Below are 15,123 nucleotides of genomic sequence, written 5' to 3'. Positions count from 1 at the left end.
TTATGAAAAATAAATTATTACATATAAGTTTCTATATTTCTTTTATCGCTTTGTTTTTTGCTTGCGATAAAGATTTAGAAGCACCAGATCACATCAAAGATCTTGAAACACAAACTCCTACAAACCTTAATTATGAACAAGTAGATATTGGCTATGTTGATACAATTTTTGTATCTGCTCCTACATGGGAAGGTACCTCTTATGTTCGATTTTTCTTAGATTCAGTATCTTCTGATTTAGAAGATTTTGATTATGAACAATTTCAAAATCTTATTCAAGTAGATAATGAAACAGGAGAGATTATTTTGACATCAACAGCAAATATTGCTCTTGATAAACAAGCTCTTGGGCATTATTTCCTTAGAATGAGAATGGATTACTTAGGTGGTTCGGTTTATCAAGATAGTGCTAGTATTATACAATTAATGGATCTTCCATTTGTTTTTAATTATTCAGATGCTCCAGAAGCCGTTGCGTTTTCTAAAGAAGGAATATTTGCAACTCCAGTGCTAGAGAACTTTGATGGAATTAAAGTTTTGGATATCACTTATTCTCCAGAAATAGAAGGTGTATCTATAGATACTTTAGGTCAGCTGACAAAAACAGGTACTGTAACTCCTGTTGGAGAATACACGATTAGTTTGGAAGTTGAAACGGATAAAGGTCCAAAAAGCTTGGCAGATGTATATACATTTACTTTAAATCCTATTGCTATTGATATAGAATATGAGGATGCTTTGGTTGACTTTATGAAAGTTGGAGAAATTGCAACACCTAAAATTAGTACAGAAGAAGATATCGATCTATCCGAAATAACTTATAGTATTACGGATAGTAGAGGAAATCCTGAAACTGGTGATATAGTGATTGATCCAAAAACAGGTGTAATTTCTAAGGTTGGATTTAACGTACCTAATGGAACAACAAGTTATCATATTACTTTAGCAACTCCTATTGGTGATTTATTGGTTGAAAATGCTTTTGTAATGACAGTAGGCAATAAACCAGAAATTACTTATAGAGGTGAGGGCCAATCAGGTAACGTACTTCAATTGGCGAAATTAACTCCTTGGACACCAATGAAAGCTACAATTACTAGTGAAGATGTAACAGAAAATCCAGTATATAAGTTATCGAATATTCCTTTCGAAGGCATTTCTATTAATCCTACCACTGGTGCTATTACTGTAGCAGAAAATAGTAATGTTGCAGATGGTGAATATCCAATTAGTGTTACCGTGGATATTATGTTAGATGGAGAAGTTTTCCCAATCGATTTTGAAGTATTCATCATTCAAGTGAGTACAACTTGGGAGGAGCATTTCTTTACTGATTTTGAATTTGCAGCAAATGCACAATCTAAATTCAAAATTGATTCTGATAATCAATACGGCTTAAGATCTCAAGAATACGGAGATTACCACTTTAGAAGAAACGATAATGGAGTGAAACTAGAATGGGTAGCTGGAAAAATTGAGAAATTTGGTAAAACAGTAACTAAAACAGCGATGAGTAATGTTTTTGTTTGGAATGATAATGTAGATAGAGGTCGTTCTGGATTAATTAAAAACATTGATGTAGAATCGGATTGGAGACAATTAGAAGTGAGTTTTACAGAACAATACAATAATCAAACTCCAGTATTTACTCGTCATGTACAATTTGGTTACGATAATGATCCTACCAAAGTGTATGATAAAAACGATTGGACAGAGTTTGAGGGGTTAACATGGAGTTCAACTACAAATTGGCCTAGTAATCCTGACGACTTAAAAGAAAGAAATGTAATTAATGTTTCACTTGGGAACGATAATTTACATGCCAATCAACAGTTAAATATTTTAACAATGATTGAGGTAACTGAAAAGGCCGCAGGCGTGAGTATCGCATGGGGATTAGATGAGTACCTTGTAAAAGTAGCGAAAACAGCAGATGCTATTTATGAATAGATTAAAGAAAATCAACTAGAAAAGTTATATAATAGAATAAATAATAGAGGTTGTCTCAAGAAATATGAGACAGCCTCTATCTTTTTAAAGTCTGTACAGTCTATGCTTTTTATTATTTGTGTTTAGATTTAGTTCATCACTACTCAACATATAAAATAAAAGTACTAACATTCAGTAATATCGTTCAAAGTAGTACTCACCAATAATTGTGTTTGTAAACAGTCTTGATTCTATATATTATATTCATTTAATAAGTATCAAGACATACTTGGTTATTATAAAATAAAAGCACTACTACATTACAACAGGTTACTTCTTCTGTAATGTAGTAGTGCTTTCATAATTATCTATGAATCAATTCAAATGAGTAGGCTATCGCATATTACTTTATGAGATAACTTCATTTTATGCATATCAATGTTTTAGAATCTTAACAACTTCACCGCTTACAGATTTGATAAAATACATTCCATTCAACCATAGGCTTGTATCAATATTGATAGTCTCTGATAATTGATTGTTTTGACTTTCATAAACAAGTCTTTCATTGATATCAAAAATGATAAAGTTTTCTGAGGCTTGAATTTTTATTTGATTAGAAAATGGATTTGGATACACTATTAAATTATTGGAACGTAGCGTAGAGGAATTTGATGTAATTGAGGAAGATATAGCATCAATTCCTGTAATAGATAGTTGATGAATACGGTCATTATAATTTCCACCAACAGGATAAACATAAGCGGATATCTTATATGCATCATTAGCTATCAGAATGTCTTCTGCGACTTCAAATTCTACTTCAACGGTTCCTTCTCTATTTGTAAGATTTACTTTTTGAGACCCGTAAGTCGTCCATGGAGCTGAATTTAATTTTAATTCTACCGTTAGCTCTCTATTTTCTTTGGTATTGAAATGAATTTGGGAGCTTATAACTTCACCTCCTTTTACCTGTTGAGGAGCGATAATAGAAAGAATAGAGTCTATAAAAACAGGTGCTATGGCACTTATATCACCTAAAGATTTTAAACTCAAACGACTACCATAATTTCCCCCTACAGGAAATAGGTAAGCACTTATTTTATATGCACTATCTGCAATGATAATATCATCAGCAACATCAAATGTGATGTCAAGAGTTCCTTCGCCTTCTTGCACATTTACTTTTTTAGATCCATAGGTAGTCCAAGGAGTTGAATTCAATTTTAATTCAACGGTCATTTCTCTATTTTCAGTGGCTAAATAATCTACAGCAACTGTGACTTGTTCTCCTGCTGTTACTTTTTCTGGTACACTCATTCCGTGGATTTCATCTTTATCTTCATTGGTATCGATTACTCTAACCATAGAAACTGTAATTTCAGTGGCTTCTCCACCAGCCTCTAATGTAAAGTCAAAACCTTGAGGCATTGAATTTTCATCCAAATCATTGATAATGAAAGTAGTAGTTTTTAGCTTACCATCTCCAGTAAGATCAACGGATTTAGAAGAATTTTCATTGTTGTAAACCAATTGAAGTTGTCCATTAGAATTATCAAAATAAGTGACTTTAATAGCTAACTCCCGATCGTCGTTCATCCATCTATCGTCAATATCAAAACCGATTTTATTACCTTTTCTGGCAATGTAATCGTAATATTTATCTTCGAATACCATCCACATTTTTATAGATTGTTGAATTTGAACTTCAGGAGTAGTGGTATAGCCTTCTGCATCTCTTTGATATAACCATCTTTCGAAATTTTTCATTTCAATACCTTCATTCTTTTCTTCTTTAGTGAAAGAACGTTTTGGTGATGCATTGTCATTGTTCTTATATGTTTGATGGTTCATATAAGATGTGCCTAGGTAGGTCCAAACATCTGGCGTGTCTTCTACGGATCTTCCTAATTCTTGAGCAATAAAGGGTAACATTTCTGGAATAAGATGTCCTGTAGTATGGATATAATTACATCTCATTTGTAAGGCTCTTAGATTACTCATAAAATAACGGTAGGTAAATGAATTGGTCGTTGCTCCAAAACGATATCCCCTTTCTGGAGTGGCCCATGCTGGCTCATATTCTTCGTTGACTTCTCCATGGAAACCACCATGACTTACTATCGGAGAGTTTTCATCTAGAATTAAATATCCATCAGCATCTATAGATTGCCCCATGTCTAAGTTAGGGATATTATAAAGGTACATTTCTACAAAACCTCTTCTTACTCCAAAGCCATAATTAAATCCATAATGACTTGTTCCCCCCATAAATATTTTATGTTCAATGCCATCAAATGCATGTTGCCAAGCATCTAATCGTTCTCTAACATGTACTTCAGCATCATTTTTCTCCCATTCTTTTTCACCATGGGGTCCAATGCCTTCATCACCAAAAGTATGAGAAGCATAACCAACATAAGCTGATTTTACCATTTGAGGAATACCACTCTTTCCTAATGCATCTACCAATTGAAGGTATTGCTCATGGAAAATAGGATCTGAGGGATCAAAATTTAGATTATCGCTTGTTTTATCTCTAGGTAGTAAACTTGCTCCTAAATCTTCTAACCAAAGTGGGGCTTCACCTTCCACTCCATTCCCTCTTTCTTTAGAGTGTGCTAAAATTCTGAGAACAATATCAACGCCCTGACTGTTGGCTTGTTCAATACTACTTATTACCGTGGAGAAATCAATTTCTCCATCCACTTTTTCTATATCTCTCCATTTTACCCATAAAAGACCAACGGGGTTACCCTCAAATTTTAGATTGGGGGCATCAAATTCTTTTATTGACCCATCTGTTTTAAAGTAAATATTCCTTTGTAGAGCAATCATACTATTCGTTGCAGGGACAGTATTTTCAGGAAGTGACCAATCCCAACCCATCACTGTATGATCTGACTTAGACCATACCTGTGCTTCTATGTTTTGAACATCAGAAAATTCTAGATAATTATACGCTGGCCAAAAAGGGTAGGTACTTTCTGGTAAAACATTAGGGTTGATATCTAAGATATCTTGAGGTACACTTTGTGACAAAAGAGTGAAGGGTTGAGAAAAGAATATCCCCAACCATAGAAGTAAATGATAATTAAATTTCATACTTATTTTTTGTTAGTAAAAAAAATCAAGTGTTGTTCTAACACCTTCCAAAGGTGGTAGTTTAGTTATTGAAATAGGTGATGCATTAGTGCAAAGATGAGTACTATTGTTCCTTTTTTATCTTAATGTGATGAAGGGGTATAATAAATGACCAAAATGGACTTTTTTTGTACCATATTCTGCAGTTATGGTTTGATGCTTAAGTTTACCTTCTTGAAATAGGATAAAAATTGATAATTAAAAAAAGGTCAATATCAATTAACCGATTGATATTGACCTTTATATATGATAATAATATAGCTTATTAATAATTAATTACTCTTACCATAGATACTACAATATTTTCGTCTGCTAGATTGGATTCTAAAGTAAAATCAAATGCATGATCCATACTATTTTTCTGTATTTTGGGTAATACGAATGTAGCCGTCTTCAGCTTTCCATCTCCCTCTGTTGATATTGCTTTTTGCATTTCGCCTGCATTGTATTTTAGAACTAGACCACCTTTGTTTTGATCAAAATAAGATACTTTTATGGCTAGTTTTTTACCTTCATTCCATCTGTCGTCTATGTCAAATCCTATTTTTTGGCCAGATCTAGCGATGTAATCATAATACTTACCTTTTTCCATCATCCACATCTTTATTGGATGATTAATTTTTACAGCAGGAGTAGTTTCATATCCTTCAGCATCTCTTTGATACAACCATCTTTCGAAGTTTTTCAACTCTATTCCATACGATTTTTCTTGATCTGTAATTTGTCGATTTCTATAATCGTGATTCTGATAATATTTACTGCCTATGTAACTTGTAGTTAAAAACGACCATACATCAGGAGTATCTTCTACTGTTCTACCTAATTCAAGTGATATAAACGGTAACATTTCAGGTATTAGATGTCCTGTAGTATGAATATAAGTGCATCTCATTTGTAAAGCCCTCAGGTTACTCATAAAATACCTGTACGGGAATCCACTTGTATCTTTACCAAATCGGAAACCTCTATTAGATGTTGCCCAATCTTCTTCGTATTCTTCGTTTACTTCACCATTAAAAGTCTTATTTTTTAGGATAGGCGAATTTTCATCAACCATTAAATAACCGTTTTCATCAAGGTATTGACCAAGATCGTGGTTAGGTATATTGTAGTAATACATTTCTACATACCCTCTTCTAACGCCAAACCCTTTTTGGAAACCATAATCGCATGGTCCACCCATAAATATTTTACTTTCCATGCCTTTGAAAGCATTTTGCCAAGCATCAAGTCGTTCTCTTACATGAGGCACAGTATCGTTGGCAGCACTATTTTTTTCTCCATATGGCCCAATTCCTTCATCACCAAAACTAGGTGAAGCATAACCAACATAAGCTGCTTTTACTAATTTTGGAATTTCAGTTTTTCCTAAAGCATCGATCAATTTTAAATATTGATAATGGAAAACTGGACTGGCAGGGTTGTAATTAATATTATGTTTGGGAGTTTTCTGAGGTAATAAATCAATATGATAATTATCTAACCACAATGGAGCATCTCCTCTTTGAAGAGCTTTATCGTCTGATCCTCGAGATCTAGCATGACAAAGAATTCTTAATAATATATCGGTATCAACTTTTTTTGCTTGTTTAATTCTTTTAATCACCTTGGAGAAATCATATACTCCGGGCTCTTTTTCAATATCTCTCCATTTTACCCATAAAATACCTACAGAGTTACTTTCGAATTGTAAATTTAAATCTTTGAAATCTTTATGCAATCCAATATTTCTTTGTAAACCAACCAAAGATGATGGAGCAGGTTTTGTGTTTGGAGGTAACGACCAATCCCACCCTTCTAGAACGTGATCTTCAGTAATCCATTTTTGAGGAGAAATAGATGATAACTCATCGATCTCAAGGTACTTATAAGATGGCCAATACGGAAAGCTTAATTCGTCAAAATAACGGGCACTAATTAAAGATAAAGGCACAATTAATAAGGCGGTGTAAATAAGAATCTTTTTCATTTCATCTATTTTTGTTTGCTAGAACCGTCAGAAACAAAGTTAATTATTTCTATTAACGATTTTATTTTTATACTAAAGTATTTAAGTTTAAAAATTCTTCCTTTAGTTTTACAAATATCACTTTTTATTGAAATACTTGAGGATGTAAATATTTTAAACAAGATCAATATTCGGTCAAAATAGTGATATAAATTGTTCAAAATATGCCTTATTAATATAAATAAGCTATTTTATTTTACTAAAGTACGGTAAACGCTCTAAAGGGACCTCAATTTCTATTGTTGCCTCTCCGTTGTATTTTTCTCCTTTTTCATCCATCCATTTCCCTTTAGGTAAAATAACTTTTCGCTTTCTTTGACCTTTCTTAATTATAGGGGCAACAATAACATCATCTCCCAGAACAAACTGATCTTTGATATTTTCATAACCTGCATTAGGAAATACCATTTCCATAGGACGAACAATGGGTATACCAGTTTTTGATGCTCTCTTTGCAAGCATCACCATTTTTGCACCCATTTGTTGATGTAATTTTGCAGCTTCCAAACACAACTGATTATTTTTATCGGATAAAACCCTCCAAGGAGAAACAGAAAATTGCATCATGGGCATTAAGGCATGAACTTGTGCAGAACGAACGATTAATTCTTGATCGATATTTTCAATTTTTTTGAAAGATTGATATTCCCCTCCTCCGATCATATCTGGACACGTATAAGCATAGCCCATTGCACTTTGAGAAAGTTGATCGCCAATAAGTTTTTGAAGATCTTCCCAACTGTGTCTTTTGTCTCTTAGACGTTGTACTAGAGGTAAGCCCGCCATCTTCCAAGAAGCACGGTATTCGTTTAGTGGAAAGTTAAGCCCCAATTTAGCAAAGAAAGTAGTATGGTCATTCGGACTTACTTCTTGATAGGAAACCACATTGTTTTTATAGAATCTAGCATCACCTGCATCAAATTTGAATCCATCAATACTATAATTTTCTACTAAATTTTCTAGTTGTTGATGCATCCAAGCTTCTGCTTTAGGGTTACTTAAATCTAGACAGGCACTAAAGCCGTTCCACCATCTTATAGCTGCGGCTTTATTTTTTGTATTTGCCCATAAAATTTCTTGCTTTTTCTGAGGATCCAAAATCAAAAGACCGTCTTCGGCCAGTTGTCTAAAAATTTCTGAATCAGGGCTAACAAATGGACAAACCCATAACATTACTTTAAATCCCATTAGATGTAACCGATCAATTAATCCCTTTGGGTCTTTAAAACGACGAGAAGAAAAATTCCAATTACCATAATCTTCTTGCCAATTGTCGTCGATCATTAACACGCCTGGAGGATAGCCATTATCGATAATAGATTGAGCATATTTTAAGATGTCTTTTTCATTTTGATGATAAGTAAGCTCTATCCAAGTATTGTATTGAGGATGTGTAAATAAAATTTCGTCTGGGATACTTCCATTAGACGGAAAAAAGCGTTGAGATACATATTGATATACACTATTAAGGTCATCTCCTTCTTTCCCGGTGTAAATATTACCTTCTCTGACTTTTACATTGATCTTCCCCTCGTGAAATTCATATTGGATAGGGGATTCACTCCAAATATAACGTCCCTTATTAGAGATGAGTAGAGGTTGTGCCTGATTGCCTCTATTGTTTCCCCATAGATCTATTTTAAGTTTTGTTGCTTTCGAATAAGGCATTTGATGCCCTAATGAACTTAATCCTCCCCACCAATATTCATTATCTAGAATTTGAAGTGTTATACTTTTATCATTTTGTGCGGGTAAGGCAATGGTTTTAGTAAATAAAGTAAGGGTGATAAATATTCGAATATAGTATTTTATGTAGTCACACATCATTTTATATAATTAATAGTTTTGTTCATAAAGCTTATTAGGAACGTTGTATCACAACATTCCTAATTATTATGGACTTGGAGACAGTCCTTTTTTTAGTTAAATAATTGAATTACATAACGTAGTATGTAGAATATTTTAAATTATTGATGAATTCAAGAATATTTTCTTTTTTATCTAATTCAAGAATCAAACAATCTTTACTGTCAATATTCACTTCAAGTTTACCATTTTGGATATCAATGTTGTTTGTTTTAAATAATGGTTTAGCTGTTCCTGATTGAATACCTTCGATTGTATAATTTTGTGACTGATCACCCCAGTTAAAAATAGAGATGTATGATTTCTTATCAGTTTCCGAAACTACAATTTGAGGGGCATCATGACGATTAGTGTAATGTTCCCAAGTATCTACTGCTATAATTTTAGACATCTTTGGAAGTTCAAATAAACTTGGAAGAATGTTTTTCTTATCATCTCCAAGAATACCCACTTTATCACTATCAATTCTAGATGATCCGAATAATGACGAGAATTTCGACCAGATAATTGTTTCTGCTTTGTTTAAATCAGAATGTTTATGTGGGTCTACAGTAATAGTTTCATCCTCCTCATGTGATTCACGAAGGATAATGTAGTCAGCATCCGCATTCAGAACATTACCATGTAGGTAAGAGTTTCCAAGGTTTGCAACAGCTCTTTCTGGCACTGCCTTATATGTAGGGAAAATATCGCCACCAGTTCTTAAACCATCAATCTCGCCAAAAGTAGGACCAAATACAGCAGAACAACCTAAGAAGTAATTTTCTTCACCAATTGCTTCACGAATAGCCGTTACACCTAATTTAAATCTTTCTGCAGGAGTTGTTCCTTTAACGTAAGGAACACCTGGCTCTAAGCCGAAGCGCATAAAGTCAACTTTAAAGTATTCTACTTTCCATTCATCACGCATATTTTTAATCATTTTCTGAATATATGTTCGTGCTTCCGGGTTAGAATAATCGAAGAAGTTACAAGCTAAAGTATCACCATTACCTCTAATACTTGTGTGTACTCTTGTTGTACCATCAAAATCTTTTAAGAAATACTCAGGATGTTCTTTATATACTTTCGAACGGATATCACCTCTAAAACCATCGAAATGAAGACCTACACTATAACCGTTTTCAACAATATTGTCTACTACTTCTTTCATGTTATAACCTTCTTTTGTCATGTCATAATCTCCTCTTTGAGGCCACCATCCACCATCTAACTGAATTATGTTAGCATTGGTTTTTAATTCGTTAAGTGCAACAATATTATCATCAACGTCTTTAGAAGTAAAGTCTCTTACATAGTAATCCCATGTCGCCCATCCTTTCCAAACAACATCGTCTTTCTTCTTACGTTTTGCATTTTCATCATAAATAAGTTGACCATATTCATCCAATAAAGTCGCCCAGTTATTACCTTTTAAAACAACAATTTTCTCGAAATCGATACTTTTATTGGCAGGAATAATTTTACCGTCACCTTTAGCAGATACCAAGATGTTATCATCAACTATAGTAAATTCTGGAAGGAAAATATTCCAAGAAAGTAAACCGGCAAGCAAATACTTGTCGCCCTCTTTTACCATTACAAAGTTTTTAGAATGATAATCGATTTTGTTTTTATTGTTAAAAATCTGAGTGGGTAATCTACCCATATCAGAACTACCCATCATAATTTGAGCGTCTTTTGAGATTTTACCATCTATATCTAAGTTGAAAGATACATTTTCTACAACTTGTTCCTTATCTGTATTATTAAAGATGTTAAGCTCAATCCACTTTTTTGATCCACCATCTTTTACATCTACGGTAGTAGTTAGTGGAGCATTAATACTTGTATTATTGATTCCTTTTAGCTGTTGTTCGGTATTCATCTTTGTATTACAAGCCATAAAAAGGCTTAAAGATGATAGGCAGTAGAAAAGAATTACACCGAATCCTTTTACTTGTTGATTTATTCCAGTCATACTTTTATTTATTAAAAAATTGAATTTCTTATGAAGCAAAAGTAGAATCGGAAAAATGATTACAGGACGTAATTATTGGCCAAAAAAAAAAAGAATATTCCTTTTTAGTATAAAAGAATTTACGTCTCTATGAAACTATATAATATTGGTTTATTTATGGATTACTATTTACATAAAAAGAGGGTATAAAAATTGTTCATGAGGGGTGTTAATTTGCATATAATTAGATATTTAGTTTAGCAAAGTACTATTTCTTTACCTACCTTTTTTCTAAATAATTTATACATTTATAAAAATAAAATAAAAAGGTTGTCGAAATTAAAATAATTCTCTTTTCAACAACCTTTATAATAAAAGAGTTTATATTTTAGGCCACCCCACAAGAAACAACACCACTCCAGGACCATTCTTTACCTTATCAATCTTCCATTCGTAGTGTTCATTCCCTTCAACTTTGCTGACCAAACCCTTCATTTCATCTACCGAATAAGTACGAAGTGCAGAGACAATTCCATCCCACATTACAAAAGGAGGAACGATAGGAAACAGGTAAGTAAAGAAGACCCTTCCTAATTTAAATGGTCGGATAAAAAGGGTGACTAACCATAATGTAATAGGAGAAAATAGCATTCCGATCACACTTGGAATGGATCTTTCTTGACCTTCGAAAATAGCGATCGGTTGTTGAGCGTCTACAGCATTCTGTAAGATTTTTACTGCAGATTTCTCATCAAAATGATGAAGTGATAAGAACTGTGTTCTAATTCCTTGCAAATCGGATGGCACATTCGTCGCATCCACTGCCTCGTTTTTATAATAGATATTATCAGCTAAAGCTGATGTTCTTTTAAATGCGGGTAGATTAGGGTAATAATCAGTTAAAGTGATATTGGTTTCGGGCTTCACTTTTCTCAATTCTTCATTTAGAAATAACCAACTACCACCTCCGCCAGAAGCTAAATCAATTATTTTGGTGGTATTGCTTTGTTCCATCACTTCGTTTAAAATACCTACCGCTGGAGCAAACATCTTAGTTTTATTGGCCAAAAATTGAAGGAAATCAGTTCCATAATTTCTAATCATAGATGGAAACCATTGTTGGTCTTCGAATTCAAAAAGTTGTAATCTTCCCATTATCAAAAAGTTGTTGGTGTTTCGTAAGTTCATTGATCATACTTCCATAAATATACGAATTCCTATCAGACAAAATAAAAAGGGAAGGTAATCAAGTACCTTCCCTATGAGACATTATAAAAGCAGCACAAAAGTACTTGAATATCTTTATTTCACTAAAATTCTAGAAGAATAACTTCCCTCTTTACCTGCCACCTTCAAGAAGTAAATACCACTTGATAACGATTGAATATCAAATGTCTTTTTGATATTGAAAGAAGTAGTTTCTGCATATACCTCTACACCATTCATATTGTAAATTGTAAAAGTATATTCGCCAGCAGGAATACCAGAAATATTCACTTCACCATGTGCAGGGTTAGGGAATACATACATGTCTGCCCGTGCTTCTTCTAAAGCAACTCTTGATGATGAACTCTGAGGAGTTAACGTTACTTTGTCTAAATTCCACTGCCAAGTCTGACTACCGATAGCATACACTCTTACGGTATGTTCGCCTTCGCTTAAACTTACTGATGCTCCATTTAGAGGTTGGTAATCGTCCCACTGACCGTTATTTCCCACATTATCTGTAGATACAGCCACACCGTCTACAAGCAATTGCACTCTTGTGTCACCGCTCATTGGAGTAGAAATCATATACTGAATATCGTAAGTGGCAGCCCCTACAACATTGATGGTATAGTCTGCATAATCACCTGAATTGACATAGTTTACGCCTAATCCATTGACTTTATTCATTCCGAAAGGAACAAAACCATCGTTAAAAGTACCGCCAGTAGATTCAAAATCTTCTGCTTCAATCACGATAGTTTCAGGAGGATTCCCTGTAGAAGGAGTATTCACAGTAATACTCGAAGTAGCAGTAAAACCTCCATCTGTAGTAGTAGCTGTAATTGTTGCCGAACCTGCAGCTATTGCAGTCACTACACCTGATTGATTAACACTCGCTACTGCAGTATTGCTCGAAGTGAAGATCATAGTCTGATCATCTGCATTCGATGGAATGACTTGTCCAGTTAAATTACCTGTAGCACCAATATCTAAAGTTAAAGTGGAAGGACTCAAAGTTACTCCTGTTACCGCAACAGTTTGATCTCCCTCTACAGGAGTTAACGTGATTTTATCTAAATTCCATTGCCAATCGTGACTTCCTGATGCCGTCACTCTTAATGTATTACTACCCTGAGATAATTGAATCGAATACCCTGCTTCTAAAGTGTTGTAATTATCCCAACTACCATTATTTGGAACATTGGTTGAACCAGCATTCGTACCGTTAACAGATAAAGAAATTGCAGCATTATTCGATGGAGTTGAAATACTGTAACTCACATCGTAAGTTCCAGCTGTTCCGTTGATATCAAATTCTACATAATCCCCTGAGTTCACCCAATTGATACCGACTCCATTAACACGGTTGGCTCCAAATGGAACATTACCATCGTTAAAAGTACCTCCAGTTCTATTAAAATCTTCTGCTTCAATAATTAACGCTTCTCCATTGGGAGGGGGAGGAGTGACTGTTGCATCCGTTACTGTTACCGTTGATGTAGCAGTGAATCCACCATCAGTTGATGTCGCAGTAATTACAGCAGTACCTTCGGCGATAGCAGTTATCACACCCGATTGGGAAACAGTAGCCACTGCCGTATTATTTGATGTAAACGTGATTGTTTGATCGTCTGCATTAGAAGGAATCACCTGACCTGTTACATTTACAGTAGCACCCGTTTCTAGGTCCAAAGTGGCAGGAGTAATAGTTACTCCAGTAACAGCAACTGGAGGTGTAGGATTTCCTCCATCTACAGGTTTATATACACGTACCCAATCCACTTCCATTGCATTTCTAGCAGGATCAGCAAGGGCAGCATCATTTGGTGTTTTACCATAAGAAACTAACCAACTTTGCGATTCTACATTAATAATGATATCCATTTCCTTAGTAAAACCATTACCCGATTGGTATTCTCCTGGATCAATCACATTAATACCATTCGAAGCAGCACTTGCCGCTTGTAGCGTCCCAAATTCAAATTCACTCGAATAAGCATAAGTCGTTACTGCAGAATATCCATTTCCTTGGTTAACAGGTTGACCACCAATATTATTGCCATAGGAATCTTGCGTACCCATAGGGTGCTGCTGATTATAATACGTATACTCCCATGTTCCATTCATTAATGTCGCCATGGCGTTATGGTACATTACACGTACCAATGCTCCATCGATATAATATTCAAAGTGGAAAGGAGTTTTCCAGTATACGCCTAAACGTAAATAACGTCTGTCGCCATTGTTCCAAGCCCAATCACCCCATCCGTAAGAAGTGTTCACACGGCTATCAGGCCACCAGCTATTCCAATCTCTTGGTTGATAATCGTGAAACGGCGAACGAATAAAAGAGTGATGTGAAATGTGTGTTAGGTGTTTAAAACCATCGACACCACCATAGTTTTCAATAATGTCAATTTCTTCAGTATCGTCTGGACTTAATAACCAAAAGCAAGAAGCTAAATCGATGTTGGCCACACTAATAGCCGATTCCACATACACTGGATATTGTACTTTTGCATTTGAAGTTACACATCCTGAATTGACACCATTATTGGGTAAACCCATTTTGGGAGCATTGCCATTCCAAGGGTTAGCTTGGTTGTTTTGATCCCATCTAGATGTGCTAATGACTAAGCTACCATCCTTTACCTCAACGTTTTGGTATTTCCAATATGTAGTTCCAGGTCCATCCCAAGTATTGTGATAGAAGTTGTACCACTTTCCGTTACCAAAATCAGATTTTGTGTTAGCGGCATTAAAAGTGTAGTTAAAGTCGTCAGACACATTTTCTTGTAGTTCCCAAGATTTACCCGCACCTGCATCGGCAGGGACAGGAATGCTACTCCAATCTTGTGCTAGAACTGTAGAGCATAAGAAAGTGAGCAATAGTAGATAAAAATGCTTCATTTCATTAAAGTTTGTATATACCCTTTCGGATAAAAAAATTACTGGTTGTTCATTAGTGAGTACTAATGTTTTAATTCATTTCGAAAACCAAATAACTGATTAAGTGTAGGGATAACAAC

Annotated in this window: 7 protein-coding genes; 1 reads left to right on the top strand and 6 read right to left on the bottom strand. The window is 34.5% G+C overall.

The genetic code is table 11. The features are described from left to right. The first annotated feature begins 2 nt into the window (after nt 1-2). Nucleotides 3-1,949, top strand: a complete 1,947-nt coding sequence (locus tag KMW28_RS21855) for a putative Ig domain-containing protein (protein ID WP_169662250.1) — start codon at nt 3-5, stop codon at nt 1,947-1,949. A gap of 414 nt (nt 1,950-2,363) precedes the next feature. Here the strand turns inward: KMW28_RS21855 and KMW28_RS21850 are convergent, their stop codons facing one another. From KMW28_RS21850 to KMW28_RS21825, 6 genes are all read right to left on the bottom strand, one after another. Then, nucleotides 2,364-5,033 carry a T9SS type A sorting domain-containing protein gene (locus KMW28_RS21850; RefSeq protein WP_169662251.1) on the bottom strand — a complete coding sequence of 890 codons (2,670 nt, stop codon included), beginning with the start codon at nt 5,031-5,033 and terminating at the stop codon, nt 2,364-2,366. A 304-nt stretch (nt 5,034-5,337) separates the two neighbouring features. After that, nucleotides 5,338-7,041: a hypothetical protein gene (locus KMW28_RS21845; protein WP_169662252.1), complete on the bottom strand. Its 1,704-nt coding sequence runs from the start codon at nt 7,039-7,041 to the stop codon at nt 5,338-5,340. A 225-nt stretch (nt 7,042-7,266) separates the two neighbouring features. Next, entirely contained in the window at nt 7,267-8,907 is a 1,641-nt protein-coding gene (locus KMW28_RS21840; protein ID WP_205958110.1) for a glycoside hydrolase family 31 protein, read from the bottom strand. A 109-nt stretch (nt 8,908-9,016) separates the two neighbouring features. Then, a complete protein-coding gene (locus KMW28_RS21835; RefSeq protein WP_169662253.1) occupies nt 9,017-10,906 on the bottom strand; it encodes an alpha-galactosidase in 1,890 nt (629 codons plus the stop codon). 360 nt (nt 10,907-11,266) lie between these two features. Beyond that, nucleotides 11,267-12,040: a hypothetical protein gene (locus tag KMW28_RS21830; protein WP_169662254.1), complete on the bottom strand. Its 774-nt coding sequence runs from the start codon at nt 12,038-12,040 to the stop codon at nt 11,267-11,269. A 147-nt stretch (nt 12,041-12,187) separates the two neighbouring features. Then, nucleotides 12,188-15,004, bottom strand: a complete 2,817-nt coding sequence (locus KMW28_RS21825) for an Ig-like domain-containing protein (protein WP_169662255.1) — start codon at nt 15,002-15,004, stop codon at nt 12,188-12,190. Nucleotides 15,005-15,123 lie beyond the last annotated feature (119 nt).

Source organism: Flammeovirga yaeyamensis (assembly GCF_018736045.1).
In the GTDB taxonomy this organism is placed as follows: Bacteria; Bacteroidota; Bacteroidia; order Cytophagales; family Flammeovirgaceae; genus Flammeovirga; species Flammeovirga yaeyamensis.
This window is presented reverse-complemented; position numbering and strand designations above follow the sequence as displayed.

What these genes read in the sequence shown, in the direction of transcription:
- KMW28_RS21855 (WP_169662250.1), top strand. Translation starts at nt 3, where the DNA reads ATGAAAAATAAATTATTACATATAAGTTTCTATATTTCTTTTATCGCT.
- KMW28_RS21850 (WP_169662251.1), bottom strand. Translation starts at nt 5,033, where the DNA reads ATGAAATTTAATTATCATTTACTTCTATGGTTGGGGATATTCTTTTCT.
- KMW28_RS21845 (WP_169662252.1), bottom strand. Translation starts at nt 7,041, where the DNA reads ATGAAAAAGATTCTTATTTACACCGCCTTATTAATTGTGCCTTTATCT.
- KMW28_RS21840 (WP_205958110.1), bottom strand. Translation starts at nt 8,907, where the DNA reads ATGATGTGTGACTACATAAAATACTATATTCGAATATTTATCACCCTT.
- KMW28_RS21835 (WP_169662253.1), bottom strand. Translation starts at nt 10,906, where the DNA reads ATGACTGGAATAAATCAACAAGTAAAAGGATTCGGTGTAATTCTTTTC.
- KMW28_RS21830 (WP_169662254.1), bottom strand. Translation starts at nt 12,040, where the DNA reads ATGGGAAGATTACAACTTTTTGAATTCGAAGACCAACAATGGTTTCCA.
- KMW28_RS21825 (WP_169662255.1), bottom strand. Translation starts at nt 15,004, where the DNA reads ATGAAGCATTTTTATCTACTATTGCTCACTTTCTTATGCTCTACAGTT.